The sequence below is a fragment of the Halarchaeum sp. CBA1220 genome (assembly GCF_003721175.2).
In the GTDB taxonomy this organism is placed as follows: Archaea; Halobacteriota; Halobacteria; order Halobacteriales; family Halobacteriaceae; genus Halarchaeum; species Halarchaeum grantii.
This window is the reverse complement of the sequence record NZ_CP054707.1, coordinates 1302787-1319713: the sequence shown is the minus strand read 5'-3', so window position 1 is coordinate 1319713 and position 16927 is coordinate 1302787. Positions and strand designations below refer to the sequence as shown.

General features: G+C 69.4%; 20 protein-coding genes. 14 read left to right on the top strand and 6 right to left on the bottom strand.

Annotated features, from left to right (window positions below; genetic code table 11):
* Nucleotides 1-9 precede the first annotated feature (9 nt).
* A complete protein-coding gene (locus tag EFA46_RS07050) occupies nt 10-1011 on the top strand; it encodes an ABC transporter ATP-binding protein (protein WP_123073974.1) in 1002 nt (333 codons plus the stop codon).
* Nucleotides 1008-1781: an ABC transporter permease gene (locus EFA46_RS07045; RefSeq protein WP_123073975.1), complete on the top strand. Its 774-nt coding sequence runs from the start codon at nt 1008-1010 to the stop codon at nt 1779-1781. The genes EFA46_RS07050 and EFA46_RS07045 overlap by 4 nt, the downstream gene beginning before the upstream one ends.
* On the opposite strand, the gene rtcA is transcribed toward EFA46_RS07045, so the two are convergent.
* Nucleotides 1771-2865, bottom strand: coding sequence for an RNA 3'-terminal phosphate cyclase (gene rtcA, locus EFA46_RS07040; protein WP_255494034.1), 1095 nt, complete (start codon nt 2863-2865; stop codon nt 1771-1773). The genes EFA46_RS07045 and rtcA overlap by 11 nt on opposite strands.
* Before the next feature lie 38 nt (nt 2866-2903).
* Here rtcA and EFA46_RS07035 point away from each other — a divergent pair, with 38 nt between their 5' ends.
* Nucleotides 2904-3452 carry a DUF1684 domain-containing protein gene (locus EFA46_RS07035; protein WP_123073977.1) on the top strand — a complete coding sequence of 183 codons (549 nt, stop codon included), beginning with the start codon at nt 2904-2906 and terminating at the stop codon, nt 3450-3452.
* Between the two features lie 30 nt (nt 3453-3482).
* Here EFA46_RS07035 and EFA46_RS07030 read toward each other — a convergent pair whose 3' ends face one another.
* From EFA46_RS07030 to ribH, 5 genes are all read right to left on the bottom strand, one after another.
* Complete coding sequence (locus EFA46_RS07030; protein ID WP_123073978.1) at nt 3483-4463, bottom strand: transcription initiation factor IIB family protein; 981 nt, start codon at nt 4461-4463, stop codon at nt 3483-3485.
* Between the two features lie 374 nt (nt 4464-4837).
* A complete protein-coding gene (locus EFA46_RS07025) occupies nt 4838-5263 on the bottom strand; it encodes a hypothetical protein (protein ID WP_123073979.1) in 426 nt (141 codons plus the stop codon).
* Nucleotides 5264-5484: 221 nt separating this feature from the next.
* The gene (locus tag EFA46_RS07020) at nt 5485-6393 is read right to left on the bottom strand and encodes a lysine exporter LysO family protein (protein ID WP_218182512.1); all 909 of its coding nucleotides are present in this window, start codon (nt 6391-6393) and stop codon (nt 5485-5487) included.
* 77 nt (nt 6394-6470) lie between these two features.
* Nucleotides 6471-7613: a pyridoxal phosphate-dependent aminotransferase gene (locus tag EFA46_RS07015; protein WP_123073980.1), complete on the bottom strand. Its 1143-nt coding sequence runs from the start codon at nt 7611-7613 to the stop codon at nt 6471-6473.
* 2 nt (nt 7614-7615) lie between these two features.
* Nucleotides 7616-8026, bottom strand: a complete 411-nt coding sequence (gene ribH, locus EFA46_RS07010; RefSeq protein WP_123073981.1) for a 6,7-dimethyl-8-ribityllumazine synthase — start codon at nt 8024-8026, stop codon at nt 7616-7618.
* An 81-nt stretch (nt 8027-8107) separates the two neighbouring features.
* Between ribH and EFA46_RS07005 the strand changes: the two genes are divergently transcribed.
* The 11 genes from EFA46_RS07005 (at nt 8108) to nuoK (ending at nt 16926) form a co-directional block, all read left to right on the top strand.
* Nucleotides 8108-9865 (top strand): flippase activity-associated protein Agl23, encoded by a 1758-nt coding sequence (locus tag EFA46_RS07005; RefSeq protein WP_123073982.1) that lies wholly within the window; start codon nt 8108-8110, stop codon nt 9863-9865.
* Between the two features lie 67 nt (nt 9866-9932).
* The gene (locus EFA46_RS07000) at nt 9933-11057 is read left to right on the top strand and encodes a 5-(carboxyamino)imidazole ribonucleotide synthase (protein WP_123073983.1); all 1125 of its coding nucleotides are present in this window, start codon (nt 9933-9935) and stop codon (nt 11055-11057) included.
* Nucleotides 11058-11064: 7 nt separating this feature from the next.
* Entirely contained in the window at nt 11065-11700 is a 636-nt protein-coding gene (gene purE, locus EFA46_RS06995) for a 5-(carboxyamino)imidazole ribonucleotide mutase (protein ID WP_123073984.1), read from the top strand.
* Between the two features lie 85 nt (nt 11701-11785).
* Nucleotides 11786-12181 carry an NADH-quinone oxidoreductase subunit A gene (locus tag EFA46_RS06990; protein WP_123077226.1) on the top strand — a complete coding sequence of 132 codons (396 nt, stop codon included), beginning with the start codon at nt 11786-11788 and terminating at the stop codon, nt 12179-12181.
* A complete protein-coding gene (locus tag EFA46_RS06985) occupies nt 12178-12882 on the top strand; it encodes an NADH-quinone oxidoreductase subunit B (RefSeq protein WP_123073985.1) in 705 nt (234 codons plus the stop codon). The genes EFA46_RS06990 and EFA46_RS06985 overlap by 4 nt, the downstream gene beginning before the upstream one ends.
* Nucleotides 12879-14561 (top strand): NADH-quinone oxidoreductase subunit D, encoded by a 1683-nt coding sequence (locus tag EFA46_RS06980; protein WP_123073986.1) that lies wholly within the window; start codon nt 12879-12881, stop codon nt 14559-14561. Before EFA46_RS06985 ends, EFA46_RS06980 begins: the two co-directional genes overlap by 4 nt.
* Nucleotides 14561-15613 carry a complex I subunit 1 family protein gene (locus EFA46_RS06975; protein WP_123073987.1) on the top strand — a complete coding sequence of 351 codons (1053 nt, stop codon included), beginning with the start codon at nt 14561-14563 and terminating at the stop codon, nt 15611-15613. The genes EFA46_RS06980 and EFA46_RS06975 overlap by 1 nt, the downstream gene beginning before the upstream one ends.
* Nucleotides 15610-16071, top strand: a complete 462-nt coding sequence (locus EFA46_RS06970) for an NADH-quinone oxidoreductase subunit I (RefSeq protein WP_123073988.1) — start codon at nt 15610-15612, stop codon at nt 16069-16071. Before EFA46_RS06975 ends, EFA46_RS06970 begins: the two co-directional genes overlap by 4 nt.
* Nucleotides 16068-16331 carry an NADH-quinone oxidoreductase subunit J gene (locus EFA46_RS06965; protein WP_123073989.1) on the top strand — a complete coding sequence of 88 codons (264 nt, stop codon included), beginning with the start codon at nt 16068-16070 and terminating at the stop codon, nt 16329-16331. Before EFA46_RS06970 ends, EFA46_RS06965 begins: the two co-directional genes overlap by 4 nt.
* Complete coding sequence (locus EFA46_RS06960; RefSeq protein ID WP_123073990.1) at nt 16328-16624, top strand: hypothetical protein; 297 nt, start codon at nt 16328-16330, stop codon at nt 16622-16624. The genes EFA46_RS06965 and EFA46_RS06960 overlap by 4 nt, the downstream gene beginning before the upstream one ends.
* Entirely contained in the window at nt 16624-16926 is a 303-nt protein-coding gene (nuoK, locus tag EFA46_RS06955; RefSeq protein ID WP_123073991.1) for an NADH-quinone oxidoreductase subunit NuoK, read from the top strand. The genes EFA46_RS06960 and nuoK overlap by 1 nt, the downstream gene beginning before the upstream one ends.
* Nucleotide 16927: the final 1 nt, after the last annotated feature.

Genomic DNA, 16927 nt, shown 5'->3' with positions numbered 1-16927 from the left:
CGACTACGAATGCCACCAGCGATACGCGTCGAGGGCCTGGAGAAGGACTACGGCGACGTCCGGGCGCTCGACGGCCTCGACCTCACCGTCCCCGAGGGGTCGTTCTTCGGGCTCCTCGGGCCGAACGGCGCGGGGAAGACGACGTTCATCAACGTCCTCGTCGGCCTCGTCCGCAAGAGCGGCGGCCGCGCCGAGGTGTTCGGCCACGACGTCGAGGACGACTATCAGGGCGCGCGCGACGCCATCGGCCTCGCGCCACAGGAGTTCAACGTCGACCGCTTCTTCCCCATCCGCGAGGTGCTGATGCACAAGGCGGGCTACCACGGCGTCCCGGAGGACGAGGCCGCCGAGCGCGCCGAACGCGCGCTGAAGCGCGTCGGCATCTACGACAAGCGCGACGTCCGCTTCGACTGGCTCTCCGGCGGGATGAAGCGGCGCTTCATGCTCGCGCGCGCCCTCGTCACCGACCCCGACCTCCTCATCCTCGACGAACCCACGGCCGGCGTCGACGTCGAGTTGCGCCACGACCTCTGGGAGGTCATCACCGACCTGAACGACGAGGGGACCACCGTCCTCCTCACCACGCACTACATCGAGGAGGCCGAACGCCTCTGTGACGAGGTCGCGATCATCGACTCCGGGCGGAAGGTGACGGTCGCGACGCCCGACGAACTCACCGAGAAGGGCGGCGACACCCTCACCGTCGCGCTCGACACCGAACCCGACGACGTACCGACCGTCGACGACGAGCGCGTCGAGAGCCTCGAACTCGACGGCGACGAGCTCGTGGTCCGCACGCCGTCGGCGAGCGAACTCGTCCCCGAGGTCGTCCGCCAACTCGACGCGCAGGGGTACACCGCAGTCGACATCGACATCGAGCGCACGTCGCTCGAGGAGGTGTTCGTCGAGCTGACGCGTCGCGACGAGGCCGACGAGACGCGCAAATCGAGTGACGCCGACGACGAGGCGGCCGAGGACGCGGAGCGCGCCGTCGCGGAGGCACAGCGATGAGTGCGCTGTTCCCGACGGGGCTGAAGACGCTCACGAAGCGCGAGATACTGCGCTTCCTCCGCCGGCCGTGGAACACCTTTCTCCCGCCGTTCATCACGAACGTCCTCTACTTCTCCGTCTTCGGCGTCATCCTCGGCGCGCGCATCCGCGAGGTCGGCGGCGTCCCCTACATCCAGTTCATCCTCCCCGGCCTCGTCGTCCTCGGGGCCATCGGGAACGCCTTCGAGAACGCCTCGTTCTCCATCTTCCACGGGCGCTGGAACGAGTACATCCACGAGCCGCTCACGTCCCCGCTCTCCTATCGCGCGATGGTGTTCAGCTACGTCGCCTCCTCGGCGCTCCGAGGGATCATCATCGGCGTCCTCATCGCCGTCATCGGCGCGTTCTTCACGCCCGTCCACTCGCTCGCCCACCCGGCGTACGCCGTCGCGTTCCTCCTCATCATCACCGTGCTCTTCGCCGGCTTCGGCGTCATCGGCGGCCTCGTCGCCGAGGACTTCGACCACCTCACGGTCCTCAATCAGTTCATCCTCCGGCCGCTCGTCTTCTTCGGCGGCGTCTTCTACTCGCTGGACGCCCTCGAGGGCGCGGCGCTCACCGCCTCCTACCTCAACCCCATGGTCTACATGGTGAACGGCGTCCGCTACGGCGTCCTCGGGGTGTCGGACATCCCCGTGAACGAGGCGCTGGGCGTCCTGACGGGCCTGACCGTCGTCGTGCTCGCCGTCGACGTCTACCTCTTCAAGCGCGGCTACGGCCTCACCGACTGACGCGGACGACCCCGTCCGCGTCCGCGACGTCGACGTCGAACCCGAACGTCCCGAGGAGGTCGGCGTGCGTCTCGAGGTGCGCCGTCCGCTCGGGCGTCGTGTACACTCCGCCAGCGAGCGCGAGATACGGGAGGAGCTGGTCGGCGAGGTGAGCGTCGGTGCTCGCCGCCGTTCGGTCGAACGCGCGGAACGACTCGACGGCGTCCTCGGCCACCGCCTCGGCCGGCGTCCCGCGCTCGCCGAGCGCGGAGAACCCCGCGCGAACGTGCTCGTACGCGGCGACCACCGTCACCACCGACCCCGACGAGGCCGTCTCGTCGTAGGCGGACTCGCGGAGGACGGGCACCGCCGCCGTCGACTGGAGCGCCTCGACGGCGGCGTCCGCCTGCCGCGCGGCGACGTCGGCCTCGCGGAGCGACTCGCTCGCCGCCGACTCGACCGCGAGGTGTCGCAGCCGGCCGCGCTCCCGGAGGTCGAGCGCGGTGAGCGTCGACGGCCGCACGGTCAGCGTCACCGCACCGCCGCCCGCCGGGTAGAACCCGCGACGGGTCGGCGTCACGCTCGCGTCAAGGCCGTGCGCGCGGAGCACCGGAAGCTTCACCTCGGTGAGGTAGTCGAGCGGCGGCGCCCACTGCACGTCCGTCCCGCCCGACACCGTCACGCGATAGGGCGCCTCGAGGCGCGCCGCGAGCGGGAGGACGGCGTCGAGGATGAGCGGCACGCTCCCGGCCGTCCCCACGTCGATGCGCGTTTCGCCACCATCGAGCGCACCGGGGTCGACGGCGACGCGCTCGGAGCCCACCTCGGCGCCCGCGAGGTCCGCGTCGCACGCCGCCGCGACCGCCTCCAGCGCCGCGACGTGCTGGCGCTTCAAGCCGGCTTCCTCGCGCGCCCCCCGGACGTCCGTCACCTCGACGGACTCGCCGGTGAGCGCCGCGAACGTCGCGGCCGTCCGGACGAGCTGGCCGCCACCCATCGAACCGTCCACCATCACCATGCTCGCCCGGAGGCACGTCGGACGCAAAACGCCGGCGTTCGCGGCCGCGAGGTCGACGCGCCGGGCGCGGGCGGGACTCGCGCGCATCCAGTAGTCTTACCGCCACGGCACCCCGAGGACGACCCATGCCCGAGCAGGACTTCGACGAGCTGGCGTGGCGCGAGCGCATCGAGGAGTACCGCGCGGAGAAGGACGAGTTCCTCGCCGAACACCCCCAGTCGCCGATTCCGCCCGAGGAGCGCGACGACTTCGACGGCCTCGACTACTACGCGCCCGACCCGAAATACCGCGTGGTCGCGCGCATTCAGGAGCCGAGCGAGATAGAGGAGGTCGAGCTGGAGACGACGAGCGGGCCCGACCGGACGTACGAGCGAGTCGCGACGCTCGGGTTCACGCTCGAGGACGAACACCACGTCCTGGAGGCGTACGCCGCGCCGTCACAGGAGGGGCTCTTCGTGCCCTTCAGCGACGCGACGAGCGGCGAGGAGACCTACGGGAAGGGGCGCTATCTCGAACTCGACGTCGAGACGTTCGAGACGGGCGACGACGTCGTCGTCGACTTCAACATCGCGTACAGCCCGTTCTGCGCGTACAACGAGGGGTTCGCGTGCGTCATCCCACCGGAAAAGAACCACGTCAGCGTGTCGGTACGAGCGGGCGAGCGAGCGCCCTAGAAGAACACCAGAATCCGCGTCGGGAGGTCCTTACTGGACCGTCTCGGCGGCCTCGAGGAGCTCCTGATAGCGGTTGCGGATGGTGACCTCGGAGACGTCGGTCACCGCGCTGACCTCGCTCTGGGTGACCTTCTGGTTGGCGAGCAGGCTCGCCGCGTAGATCGCGGCGGCGGCGAGGCCGACCGGCGACTTCCCGCTGGTGACGCCCTTGTCGCCGGCGGTCTTGAGCAGGTCGCGCGCGCGTCGCTCGACCTCGTCGTTGAGGTCGAGTTCGCTGACGAAGCGCGGGACGTAGCTCGCGGGGTCGGCGGGCGCGACCTCGAGTTTGAGCTCGCGGACGATGTAGCGGTACGTCCGCTTGAACTCCATGTCGTCGATGCGCGAGACGGTCGCGACCTCGTCGATGGAGCGCGGCGTCTGCATCTGGCGTGCCGCCGCGTAGAGCGACGCCGTCGCGACGCCCTCGATGGAGCGCCCCGGGAGGAGGTCCTCGTTGAGCGCCCGGCGGTAGATGACGGACGCCGTCTCGCGTACCTCCTTGGGGAGACCGAGGGCGGAGCTCATGCGCTCGATTTCGCCGAGCGCCTGCTTCAGGTTCCGCTCCTTGCTGTTACGGGTGCGGAAGCGCTCGTTCCAGGTGCGGAGGCGTTGCATCTTCTGGCGCTGGCGGCTCGAGAGGGAGTTGCCGTAGGCGTCCTTGTCCTGCCAGCCGATGTTCGTCGAGAGCCCCTTGTCGTGCATCATGTTCGTCGTCGGGGCGCCCACGCGCGATTTCTGGTCCTTCTCCTGGCTGTTGAACGCCCGCCACTCGGGACCGCGGTCGATGGCGTCGTCCTCGACGACGAGGCCACAGTCCGAACAGACGGTCTCGCCGTGCCCCTCGTCGGTGCGGAGGTCGCCCCCACACTCGGGACAGATCGTGGTGTCGGTTCGCGTCTCGGACTCCTCCTCGACGGTGCTCTCGGTGTGCTGGCGGTCGCTGGTGAACGTGCGGATGCTGGTGTCGCTCATTATTGGGGAACTCCGGGACCGGGTGGAGGAGGAACGTATAAAGGCCTCCGACCCGCTTCTTCCTAACCACAGATAAGGTCGTAAACTACTTAAACCTTTTGCCGTCGTAACGTGTGTTATCTAGTACCAATAGACGGGTAGAGTGCGTGCTGTGTACACTCACGGTTGTTTTTGGCACACCTAATACTCGTTCGTCTCTCCGGTAGACATATATGGGGGTCTTTCTCTCCGTCGAGGAAGTGGTGGAGAACGGGACACGCATCGGCCAGCACGAAACGCGGCCTGCCGCGCGGCCACCGAAGCGACGGGAGGCGCGGCGCGCACCGAGCTCGTGGCCGGCGACCCCCACCGTCCGGCCGCGACGCCACCGGCGCCTAGCCGTCGAGGTCGCGCGCAATCGACGCGAGCCCCGAGTCCGGCGCCTCCGTCGCCGTGTACGTCGCGCGCTCGCCCGGCGCTCGCACCCCGTACTTGTAGTCGGGCGTGACGACGTCGAGGTGGACCGTCCGCCCGTAATCGAGGCCGACGTCGTCGAGCCACGCCCGCAGGTGGTTCTCCCCCTCGCCCGGCGTCCGCGCGAGTCGCGGCGTCTCGAACGCCCCCCGGAGCGCGGGCTCGCCGTCCGCGTTCGACTCGACGCACGCGCGATACTCCGTCCCGTCGACGACGAGGCGAACCACCTCCCCAACGGGGACGGCGTCGGGGTCACCCACCCGCAGCTGCGGGCGGTTCGTCGGTCCGTAGCGCTCGAGGGTCGTCTCCACGGTGCGAACGCCCTCGCTCGTGACGCGATCAGCCATACGGAATCGAACGGCGTCACCCCGGAAGGCCGTTTCGTCGCCGGGCGGGCGAGTATGACTAGATGAGCGACGGAATCAGTATCGGCACCAGCAGGCTGAGCGTCGCACCGCCGTCTTTTTCCACCTCGGGTCGGCTCCGCCGACCACTCGGTGCAAAAACACGGGAGAAAAAGGCCGAGCGCGTCGCGCTCGGTGAAACTCGCCCGAGCGGGCGAGTACGGTTAGATGAGCGACGGAATCAGTATCGGCACCAGCAGGCTGAGCGTCGCGCCGCTCACGACCGCCGGCACCACGGCTTCGCGGCCGGCCGTGCGACGAACCGCCGGGAGGGTGACGTCCATCGCCGTCGCGCCGCCGGGCGCGACGCCGGCCGCCCGCCCGAAGTGGCGCACGACGAACGGGAGGACGAGGAACGTCAGGAGTTCGCGCAGGACGTTCGCGAGGAACGTCAGCGACCCGAGGTAGACGCCGTGGAGGTCGCTCACGAGCACGCCGGAGAGCGAGTACCACCCGAATCCCGCGCCGACAGCGGCGGCCTCCGCGCTCGCCATCCCGAACGCCGACCCCACGAGAACCGCGCCGGCGAGACTGCCGAGCGCGATGCAGGCCGGGAGGACGAGCACCGCGGGTCCGAGGCGCCGCGCGGACGCGAGCACGTCCGCGCCCGCCGCGAGCGTCGCACCGACCGCGACGAGGAGTGCGTAGAGCGTGGGCGTCGTCGCCGCCGCCACGAGCGCTACGACACGGTCGGGAGCGACCCAGCCGACGGCGCCCCCGAAGAGGAGCGCCGCGAGCACGAGCACGGGGAGCGCCGCACCCCCTTCGGTGGCGTCCGGCGTCGCGGACGCCTCGCCGTCGGGGTCGAGCGACGGGAGATAGCGGCCCGCCGCCACCACGAGGAGGACGCTCCCGGCGATGCTCCCGGCGGCGAGCGCCACCGCGCGAAGGCCGAGCGGTCCGAGGTTCGAGAGCACGCGCTCGCTCGCGCCCAGGCGCACGCCCATCATCGCGAGGAGGACGAGCAGGCCGGCTTCGAGCGCGCGGTCCGCGACGCGCGCCACCGGCCACACGTCCGGCGCGAGACGGCCGGCGACGCCGCCGCCGAGCAGGGAGACGAAGAGCCAGAGCACGCGCTATCGGAGTCGGCTCGCGGAGAAATACACGTCGGAACGTCGCCGCCGTGGTGTGGTTTCGCAGGGCGGCGCGCTTACAGGTAGTCCTCGGCGGCGAGGCGCTCGACGGCCTCGGCGAGGCGCTGCTTGCTGTTCGCGTAGGAGATGCGCGCGTAGCCGGGCGCGCCGAACGCCGACCCGGGGACGGTGGCGACGTGCGCGTCCTCGAGGGCGTTCGTACACCACGACTCGTCGTCCTCGTCGACGGGGAGCATCATGTAGAACGCGCCCTCGGGCGTGGCGGGTTCGACGCCGTGCTCGGCGAGGAGGTCGAGGAGGAACTCGCGGCGCTCCGCGAACGCCTCGACCATCTCCTCGACGGCGACGTCCGTGTTCTCGAGGGCCTCGACGCCCGCGTACTGGACGAAGTGCGTCGCCGAGGAGACGGAGTGGGACTGTATCTTCCCGGCTTCCGCGACGACGTCCTCGGGCGCGGCGAGGTAGCCGAGACGCCACCCGGTCATCGAGTAGGCCTTCGAGAAGCCGTTGATGGTGACGGTGCGCTCGTACATCCCGTCGAGGCCGGCGAGGCTGACGTGCTCCGGGCCGTAGTTGATGTGCTGGTAGATCTCGTCGCTGATGACGGTGACGTCGTGCTCGACGGCGAGGTCGCGCACGCCCTCCATCGCCGCCCGACTGTAGACGGCGCCCGTCGGGTTGCTCGGGGAGTTCACGACGAGGAGCTCGGTGTCGTCGCTCACCGCGTCCGCGAGGTCGTCGAGCGCGGTCTCGAGCTGGAAGTCGTGGGGCGAGAGGTCGACGCGCGTGAGGTCACCGCCCGCCACCTTCGCCATCGCCTCGTAGGAGACCCACGCGGGGTCGAGGAGGACGACCTCGTCGCCCTCGTCGACGACCGTCTGGAACGTCTCGAAGAGCGCCTGCTTCGCGCCCGGCGTGACGATGACGTTCCCGGCCTCGTAGTCGAGGCCGTCGTCCTGCAGTTTCGTCGCGATGGCCTCGCGGAGCTCGGGCACGCCGTTCGACGGCGCGTAGCCCGTGTCGCCGCGCTCGACGGACTCCTCGGCGGCCTCGACGATGTTCTCCGGGGTCTCGAAGTCCGGCTCCCCGACCGAGAGGTCGACGACGTCGTGGCCCTCGGCTTCCAGTTCCTTCGCGAGGTTGCTCACCGCGAGCGTCGCGCTCGGTTCGACACGCGTGACTCGGTCTGCGAATTCCATTGTTAGAGGTCCTCCAGTGTTTCCGCGAGGTCGACGGCGGCGGCGACGGCGTCCGCGCCCTTCTCGACGCGCTCGCGCGCCTCCGCACCGGACATCCCCGGACCCATGACGCCGAGCGTCACCGGGACGTCGCGCTCGAGGCTCACGTCCGTGAGCTTCTCCGCGATGGCGTGGCCGATGACCTGGTCGTGGTCGGTGTCGCCGGTGACGATGGCGCCCAGCACCGCGACGGCGTCGACGTCCTCGCGTCGCGCGAGTCGGTCCGCGACCAGCGGCGCGTCGTAGGCGCCCGGGACGCGGACGGTCTCGGCGACGGTCGCGTCGGCGTCCGCGGCGGCCGAGAGCGCGGCTTCCTCCATGCCCCCGGTGACGCTGCGGTTGAACTCGGCGACGACCAGACCCAGGGATACCATACCGGATTCGTTCACGCGCGCCGTCAAAACGCTACCGTTCTCCGAAAAGCCCGTATGGGTCCCCCCGAACTACAGGGGTAGATGCCCGACTCGGACCGCCGCGTCGCCGCGGCCGTCGCCGCCGCGACCGCCGTCGCACTCGTCGCCCGCCTCGTCGCCCTCGGTGCCCGCGTCGCCCACTGGGACGAGGGCCGCGTCGGCTACTGGGTGCTGCGCTACGTGGAGACCGGCCAGTACACCTACCACCCCATCGTTCACGGGCCGTTCCTCTTTCACGTCAACGGCGTCGTCTTCGACCTCGTCGGCGCGAGCGACGCGTCGATGCGCGCCGTCGTCGCGCTCATCGGTGGCCTCCTCCCCGCGACGGCGTGGCTCCTCCGCGACCGACTGAAGCCCGCCGAGACCGTCTCGCTCGCCGTCCTCCTCGCCGCGAACCCACTCCTCCTCTACTACTCGCGGTTCATGCGCAGCGACGTGCTCGTCGGCGCGCTCGCGTTCGCCGCGCTCGCGTTCCTCGTCCGCGCGCACGACACCGGCCGGCGGCGCCACCTCTACGCGGGCGCGCTCTCGCTCGCGCTCGCGTTCACCACGAAGGAGAACGTCCTCGTCTACGTCGCCTGCTGGGTCGGCGCACTCGTCCTCCTCCTCGACTGGATGCTCCTCGCCGCCAGACAGCGCGACGAGGACCCGACGGCCGTCCTCGCCGAGCGGCTGGTCGCGACCGCACGCGGCCTCCGGCCGTGGGCGCGCGACGTCGCCGCGGGTGGCGTCCTCTTCTTCGCCGTCGTCGTGTTCTTCTACGCGCCGCGCCCGGAGCTCTGGCGCGCGTTCTCGAACCCCGCCCTGTTCGGTGACGTCGTCCGGCGCGCCACCGTCGGCTCCGTCGAGAAGTTCGCGAACACGTGGGTAGGCGGGCACCCGCACAGCTACGTCGACTTCTTCGTGGGGGACGTCGAGACGCTCGTCGCGGGCGCGGCCGCCGTCTGCGTGCTCGGAATCGCGGGCTTCGTCCACGACCGCTACCGGGGCGAGCGCCCCCGCTCGCTCGTCTCCTTCGCGGGCTACTGGGCGCTCGCCTCGCTCGTCATCTACCCCGCCGTCTCCGACATCCAGGCGCCGTGGGCGATGATTCACGTCGTCGTCCCGCTCGCGGTTCCGGCGGCCGTCGGCGGCGGCCTCCTCCTCTCGGCCGTCGGCTCGACGCGCCGCGACGGCGACGACGCCGGCACCGCCATCGCGCTCGTCCTCGTCGCCGCCGTCGTCGGCTGGATGGCGTTCACGGGCGTCGCGGCGGCCTTCGTCCACCCACAGGAGCCGGGGCCGCTCGTCCAGTACGGCCAGCCGAACGGCGACCTCCACCCGACGCTCGCCGAAATCGACGACGCCGTGCAGGCCCATCAGGGCGGGTCGGGCCCGGACGTCCTCTACTACGGCGACCACTTCTACGCCGCGAGCGAGCCCTCGGCGGCGCCCGACGAGAACTTCTCGGAACCCGGCCACTGGACGTGGCGCCTCCCGCTCCCGTGGTACTTCGAGGGGATGGGCGCCGAGACGGCGAGCACCACCGACATCGCCGCGTTGAACGGCTCGACGCCGCCGGTCGTGATAACGCGCGCGTCGAACTACGGCGAGGTCGCCCCCCGTCTCGAGGGGTACGACGCGACGACGTACGAACTCACCTCGGAGGGGACGCCGACGGTGTTCTTCGTCCGTCAGAGCGGCGCCGGAAACGCGAGCGCGGCGAACGCGAGTCCGGGCGCGGCCGTGAACGCGTCGGCGGCGAGCGTCGCGGCGCCGACGCCACCCACCGCACCCACGCCCACATCCGCGACGGTATAGCACGTTCATGCGTACCTGAGCGAGCCGTTCGGCAATCCTTATACACTCCCGTCCACATCCCTCGCGTATGCAGACGCCACCCGGGACCACGCTCGGCGTCGTCGGCGGCGGCCAGCTCGGTCGGATGCTCGCCGAGGCCGCCTCACCGCTCGGCGTCGACGTGGTCGTCCTCGACCCCACGCCGGACTGCCCCGCGTCGACGCCCGCCGCCGACCACATCGAAGGCGACTTCGACGACCCGGCGGCGTTCGCCGAGCTCGCGGCGCGCTCGGACGCGCTCACGTTCGAGATCGAACTCGCCGACCCCGACCTCCTCGCAGACGTCGATATTCCGGTGCATCCGAAGCCCGCGACGCTCCGCACGACCGAGGACAAGCTCGCGGAGAAGGAGGCGCTCGCCGAGGCGGGCGTCCCCGTCCCCGCGTTCCGGCGCGTCGACGACGCCGCCGACCTCGAGAGCGCGTTCGACGACCTCGGGGAGCCCCTCATGCTGAAGGCGCGCCACGGGGGGTACGACGGCCGGGGCAACCACGTCACCGAGAGCGTCGCGGACGCCGAGGAGTACTTCGACGACCTCGAGGGGTTGGTCGCGGAGGAGCTCGTCGACTTCGAGCGCGAGCTCTCCGTCATCGGGGCGAAGGGCGCGAGCGAGGACGCCCAGTTCCCCGTCGTCGAGAACGTCCACGAGGCGGAGATACTGCGCGAGACGCGCGTCCCGCCCGCCGCCGACGACGCCGTGGTTCGCGCGGCCCGCGACGTCGTCGGCGACGTCCTCGACGTCCTGGAGGGCCGGGGCGTCTACGGCGTCGAGCTCTTCGAGGTCTCTGGGGAGGTGCTCGTGAACGAGATCGCCCCGCGCCCGCACAACTCCGGGCATTACACCATCGAGGGCGCCGTCACCTCCCAGTTCGAGCAGCACGTCCGGGCCGTCCTCGGCCTCCCGCTCGGCGACCCCTCGCTGCGTGGGCCGACCGCGATGGTGAACGTCCTCGGCGACGTCGAGGAGACGAAACGCGCCGACCTCGCCGGCGTCCCCGGGGCGCTCGCGGTGCCGACCGCCGCGCTCCACTGGTACGGCAAGCGCGACGTGCGCCCGCTGCGGAAGATGGGCCACGTCACCGCGCTCGGTGACGACGTCGACGAAGCGAGCGCGCGCGCGAACGAGGCGCGCGACGAACTCCACTTCGAGTGATCCGACCATGACCAGCATCTCCGACCCCGACGACGTGCAGGACAGCGTGGACGAACTCTGCGAGACCTTCCGGGAGGAAGCCGACCGCGAGCGCGAGCGGACCCCGGACGTCGGCATCGTGATGGGGAGCGACTCCGACCTCCCGACGATGCGCGGCGCCTACGAGGCGCTCACCGACCTCGGCTTCGCCGAAGTCACCGACTACGACGATTTCCCAGAAGCGCGCTTCACCTTCGAGACGTACGTCGTCTCCGCCCACCGCACGCCCGACCTCATGTACGCGTACGCGGAGACCGCCGAAGCGCGCGGCCTCGACGTCATCGTCGCGGGCGCGGGCGGGAAGTCCGCTGACCTCCCGAACATGACCGCGTCCATCGCCTACCCGGTGCCCGTCGTCGGCGTCCCCGTACAGGAGAAGTCCGTCGACTCCGTCCTCGGGATGCCGACCGGCGCGCCCATCACCGCCGTCGACGCCGGGAAGTCCTACAACGCCGCGCTCTCCGCCGCGCAGGTGTTGGCCCGCGAGCACGACGACCTCCGGGACCGGCTCGTCGCCCTCCACGACGAGCAGCGCGACGGCGTCGGCGACGTCTCCCGTCGCTTGCACGAGAGTGGCACACCCGGATTCGAGGAGAGCGGCTGAAACGCCGTAATACGGCGTTTTAGGGCCTATTCGAAAGAATCAACGTTTATACGCATGGGGGGTGAAGTGCCGCGTGATACGGACGATGAACGAATGGATCGCCGTCGGCGTGTTCGCCGTCGTGGCCGCTTCGATACCAGCCGTGATGGTGCAGACGTCGAAGCTGCTGCGGCCGAGCGTGCCGGAGAAAGGGAAAGAAACCGTCTACGAGAGCGGTGAGGTCCCGACGGGAGGGACGCGACTCAACTTCAACATCCAGTACTACCTGGTCGCGCTCCTCTTCCTCGTCTTCGACATCGAGACCGTCCTGATCTTCCCGTGGACCGTTATCTATCAGGACGCCGTCAGCGCCGTCGGTCTCGGCGCAGCACTCTACCCGATGCTGGCCTTCATCGCTGTCCTCGTCGTCGGTCTCGTCTGGGCCTGGCGCACCGGTGCCATCCGGTGGGCGAGCACACCCAAATCGGAGTTCAACACATGAGTAGCGACCACCCCCGAGACGACATCATCGACACGACCGCACCGCAGACGAAGACACGGGAGGACCGGATGGGCGAGGTCGACTCCCGGTTCAACTCGACGCTCCGGGAGGCCTTCGGCTCCACGCCGTTCATCCTCACGAAGTTCGACGAGTTCATGAACTGGGTTCGCGGCTCCTCCATGTTCATGCTCCAGTTCGGCATCGCGTGCTGCAGCATCGAGATGATGCACACGTACGCCGTCAAGCACGACCTCGACCGCTTCGGCTCCGGCGTCCCGCGCGCGTCGCCCCGGCAGGCGGACGTGATGATCGTCCCCGGGACGATCGTCTCCAAGTTCGCCCCGCGCATGAAGCGCGTCTACGACCAGATGCCCGAGCCGAAGTTCGTCGTGAACATGGGCAGTTGCTCGACCTCCGGCGGCCCGTTCCAGCAGGGCTACAACGTCGTGAAGGGCGCCGAGGAGGTCATCCCCGTCGACATCCACATCCCCGGCTGTCCGCCGCGCCCCGAAGCCCTCGTCTACGGCGTCGTCAAGCTCCAGGAGCGCATCAAGAACGGCGAGACGTCGCCCGTGACCGTCAAGCCCTACGAACTCCAGGAGTTCGGCGACCTCGAACAGGACGAACTCGTCCAGAAGCTCGCCGACGAGATCGACGAGGACGACCTCGTCATGCGCTACAACTGGGCTGATTCGCCATGAGCCAGGCCACCGAGGACCCGGCCGAGGACGCCGAGATCGACCCCGAGGACGTCCCCGTAGAGGGCGTCGACTACGACGCCATCGAGGCGCTCCTCGGCGACGCCGTGGTGAGCCGCGAGACGCACACGAACGCCGAGGGCTTCGTCGTGCGCGCCGACCGCGTGCAGGACGCCCTCTCGACGCTCAAGGAGGAGGCGGGCTTCGACCACCTCTCGAACGTCTCCGCACAGGAGTACGCGGACCGCTTCGAGTCCATCTACCACCTGAAGAAGTACGACGACCCCACGCAGGAGGTCTCCGTGGTCGTGCCGACGACGCGCGACGACCCCGTCAGCCAGAGCGCCGAGCCGGTCTTTCGGACGGCCGACTGGCACGAGCGCGAGGCCTACGACCTCGTCGGCGTCCAGTACGACGAGCACCCCGACCTCCGGCGCATCCTCCTCCCGGAGACGTGGCAGGGCCACCCGCTCGGACGCGACTACAACCAGGACAAACCGCAGATCGTCACGTTCGAGGAGCACGAGAACCCGCTCGCGGACGACCACCGCGACGAGGACACGATGCTCCTCAACATCGGGCCCCACCACCCCGCCACGCACGGCGTCCTCCACCTGAAGACGATCCTCGACGGCGAGCAGGTCGCGGATGTCGAACCCGACATCGGCTACCTGCATCGCTGTGAGGAGCAGATGGCCCAGTCCGGGACGTACCGCCACCAGATAATGCCGTATCCCGACCGCTGGGACTACGGCTCCGCCGGCATCCTCAACGAGTGGGCGTACGCGCGCGTCGCCGAGGACCTGAACGACATCGAGGTCCCCGAGTACGCGCAGGTCGTGCGGACGATGAGCGCCGAGCTCTGCCGCATCGCCGCCCACCTGCTCGCGCTCGGGACGTTCTGTCTCGACATCTACGGCGACTTCACCGCCATCTTCATGTACGCGATGCGCGACCGCGAAGTCGTCCAGAACATACTCGAGGACCTCACCGGCCAGCGGATGATGTTCAACTACCTCCGTCTCGGGGGTGTGGTCTGGGACGTCCCCGAGCCCCGCGACGAGTTCTTCGCGACCGTCCAGGAGTTCCTCGACCAGCTCCCCGGCCGCATGGAGGAGTACCACGACCTCATCACGGAGAACGAGATCTTCCAGGCCCGCACCGTGAACACGGGCGTCCTCGAGCCCGACGTCGCGAAGGACTATGGCGTGACCGGGCCGGTCGCGCGCGCCTCCGGCATCGACTACGACCTCCGGCGCGACGACCCCTACGGCTACTACGAGAACCTCGACTGGAAGGTCGTCACCGACGACGGGAAGGACAACTACTCCCGGCTCCTCGTCCGCATGCGCGAGGTCGAGCAGTCCGCGCGCATCATCCAGCAGTGCGTCGACCTCCTCGAGGACTGGGACGAAGACGACCGCGAGATCCAGTCGAACGTCCCGCGCACCCTCAACCCCGACCCGGACACCGAAGCCTACCGCGCCGTCGAGGGCGCGAAGGGCGAACTCGGCATCTACGTCCGCTCCGACGGGACGGACAAGCCCGCGCGCTTCAAGATCCGCAGTCCCTGCTTCAGTAACCTGCAGGCGCTCCCCGAGATGGCGGAGGGCGAGTACATCCCCGACCTCGTCGCCACCCTCGGGAGCCTCGACATCATCCTCGGCGAGGTGGACCGGTAATGACGACGGCACCCGTCGCGCTCGCGGAGTGGCTCGGCTACGCGACGCCGCCGCTCTGGCTCGAGCTCGTGCTCGACGCGCTCGTCGCGGGCGTCATCGTCACCATCCTCCTGCTCACGTCCGCCGTCGCCGGCCCGTGGGCGAAGCGGAAGATCACGGCGATGTTCACCGACCGCATCGCCGTCGACCGCATCGGCCCGTTCGGCGTCCTCACCATCGTCTCCGACGCCGTCCGCCTGATGTCGAAGGAGCTCATCATCCCCGACGGCGCCGACCGACCCGCCTTCGACATCGCGCCCGCGATACTCCCGCTCTCCGCGCTGCTCGGCTTCGCCGTCATCCCGATGGGGAGCGGCCTCCAGCTCGCCGACCCCGAGATCGGCCTCGTCTACGTCTTCGCCGTCTCCGGCATCGCGAGCGTCGGCATGGTCGTCGGCGGCTACGCCTCCGGGAGCAAGTACTCGCTCCTGGGGTCGATGCGCTCGGTCGCGGAAAGCATCGCCTACGAGATCCCGCTCGTCGTCACCGCCGCGTCCATCGTCCTCCTCACGGGGACGCTCCAGCTCAGCGAGATCGTCGCCGCACAGCAGGGGACGCTGTTCGCGCTCGGGCCCATCGCGGTGCCCGCGTGGTACGGTTTCCTCAACCCGTTCGCGCTCGCGCTCTTCCTCGTCGCGAGCCTCGCCGAGGTCGGGCGCAACCCCTTCGACATCGGCGAAGCGGCGACGGAGATCGTCGGCGGGTACATCACCGAGTACTCGAGCATCTACTTCGTGCTCTTCTTCCTCGGTGAGTTCCTCCACATCTTCCTCAGCGGCGCCGTCATCACGACGCTCTTCCTCGGCGGCCCCGCCGGGCCCGGCCCCGCGTGGCTCGGCATCGTCTGGTTCGTCGTGAAGATCTGGGCGGTCTTCCTCTTCACCCAGTGGTGTCGCTCTGCGGTCCCGCGCGTACGGATCGACCAGATGCTCGAAATCGGTTGGAAGGGACTCCTCGTCCTCTCCTTCGCGAACCTGGTTCTCACGGCCATCATCGTGGGAGTGATAGCATGATCGGACTCCTCAAGTCGATGGCGACGACGATGAAGCACGCACTGGACGGCAAGACGTTCACCGTCGAGTACCCCGAGGAGGCCCCGGAGGTCTCCCCGCGGTTCCGCGGCATCCACAAGTTCAGCCAGGAGCGCTGTATCTGGTGTCGCCAGTGCGAGAAGGTGTGTCCGAACGACACCATCCAGATCGTCACCGACGACAAACGGCAGGGCGAACAGTACAACCTCCACGTCGCGCAGTGCATCTACTGCCGGCTCTGCGAGGAGGTCTGTCCCGTTGACGCCATCCTCCTCACGGAGAACTTCGAGTTCAACGGCGACACGAAACACGACCTCGTCTACAACAAAGAACAGCTCGGGAACGTCCCGTGGTACAAGGACATCGATCCGCTGGCGGCCCGCGAGCCCGACCGGGGCGCGTGGGTCGGCGAGGGTGACGGGGAGGTCGACTACCAGTGAGCTCCACGCTCGAACTCGCGGCGTTCGCGCTGTTCGCGCTCACGACGGTGGGCTTCAGCCTCGGCGTCGTGCTCGCGAAGGAGGCGTGGCACTCCGCGCTCTCGCTCGGCGGCGCGCTCTTCACCGTCGCCATCCACTACGTGATGCTCAACGCCGAGTTCGTCGCCGCGATGCAGGTGCTGGTGTACGTCGGCGGCGTCCTCGTGCTGCTCGCGTTCGCCGTCATGCTCACCGAGGGTGAGCAGGGGGTGGCCGCATGACGACGCGCCCGTCACTCGCGACGGACGCGAACCTCGCGCGCGGCCTCGGCGCGCTCGTCCTCTTCGTCGTGCTCGCCGGCGCGTTCCTCCTCACGGAGTTCGGCCCGGCGGCGTGGTACCCCGAGGGCGCGTCCATCACCGCCGGCATCGGTTACGCGCTCTTCGACATGAGCGCGCAGACGCCGCTCGTCGGCGACGGGTTCCTCGCGGCGTTCGAGACGGTCGACTTCGTGCTCGTCGCCGCGCTCGTCGCCGCGGTGACGCTCGCACGCCGGGACGGGGGTGAGGCCTGATGGTCCCCCTCGAGTACTACCTCGTGCTCTCGGCGGCGATGTTCTGCATCGGCGTCTTCGGCGTGCTCGCGCGCCGGAACGCGCTCATCTTCCTGATGAGCGTCGAGCTCATGCTGAACGCCGCGAACCTCGTCTTCGTCGCGGCGAGCGGCCAGTACGGAACCATCAGCGGGCAGGTGTTCAGCCTGTTCACGATGGCGCTCGCCGCCGCCGAAGTCGCGGTCGGCATCGGCATCGTGCTCGTGGTGTATCGGAAGTTCAAAGGCGTGGACGTCACGAAAGCGACGGCTATGAGGTGGTAAC

Coding starts and splice junctions, on each gene's coding strand:
- EFA46_RS07050 (WP_123073974.1), top strand. CDS start 10: ATGCCACCAGCGATACGCGTCGAGGGCCTGGAGAAGGACTACGGCGAC.
- EFA46_RS07045 (WP_123073975.1), top strand. CDS start 1,008: ATGAGTGCGCTGTTCCCGACGGGGCTGAAGACGCTCACGAAGCGCGAG.
- rtcA (WP_255494034.1), bottom strand. CDS start 2,865: ATGCGCGCGAGTCCCGCCCGCGCCCGGCGCGTCGACCTCGCGGCCGCG.
- EFA46_RS07035 (WP_123073977.1), top strand. CDS start 2,904: ATGCCCGAGCAGGACTTCGACGAGCTGGCGTGGCGCGAGCGCATCGAG.
- EFA46_RS07030 (WP_123073978.1), bottom strand. CDS start 4,463: ATGAGCGACACCAGCATCCGCACGTTCACCAGCGACCGCCAGCACACC.
- EFA46_RS07025 (WP_123073979.1), bottom strand. CDS start 5,263: ATGGCTGATCGCGTCACGAGCGAGGGCGTTCGCACCGTGGAGACGACC.
- EFA46_RS07015 (WP_123073980.1), bottom strand. CDS start 7,613: ATGGAATTCGCAGACCGAGTCACGCGTGTCGAACCGAGCGCGACGCTC.
- ribH (WP_123073981.1), bottom strand. CDS start 8,026: ATGGTATCCCTGGGTCTGGTCGTCGCCGAGTTCAACCGCAGCGTCACC.
- EFA46_RS07005 (WP_123073982.1), top strand. CDS start 8,108: ATGCCCGACTCGGACCGCCGCGTCGCCGCGGCCGTCGCCGCCGCGACC.
- EFA46_RS07000 (WP_123073983.1), top strand. CDS start 9,933: ATGCAGACGCCACCCGGGACCACGCTCGGCGTCGTCGGCGGCGGCCAG.
- purE (WP_123073984.1), top strand. CDS start 11,065: ATGACCAGCATCTCCGACCCCGACGACGTGCAGGACAGCGTGGACGAA.
- EFA46_RS06990 (WP_123077226.1), top strand. CDS start 11,786: ATGAACGAATGGATCGCCGTCGGCGTGTTCGCCGTCGTGGCCGCTTCG.
- EFA46_RS06985 (WP_123073985.1), top strand. CDS start 12,178: ATGAGTAGCGACCACCCCCGAGACGACATCATCGACACGACCGCACCG.
- EFA46_RS06980 (WP_123073986.1), top strand. CDS start 12,879: ATGAGCCAGGCCACCGAGGACCCGGCCGAGGACGCCGAGATCGACCCC.
- EFA46_RS06975 (WP_123073987.1), top strand. CDS start 14,561: ATGACGACGGCACCCGTCGCGCTCGCGGAGTGGCTCGGCTACGCGACG.
- EFA46_RS06970 (WP_123073988.1), top strand. CDS start 15,610: ATGATCGGACTCCTCAAGTCGATGGCGACGACGATGAAGCACGCACTG.
- EFA46_RS06960 (WP_123073990.1), top strand. CDS start 16,328: ATGACGACGCGCCCGTCACTCGCGACGGACGCGAACCTCGCGCGCGGC.
- nuoK (WP_123073991.1), top strand. CDS start 16,624: ATGGTCCCCCTCGAGTACTACCTCGTGCTCTCGGCGGCGATGTTCTGC.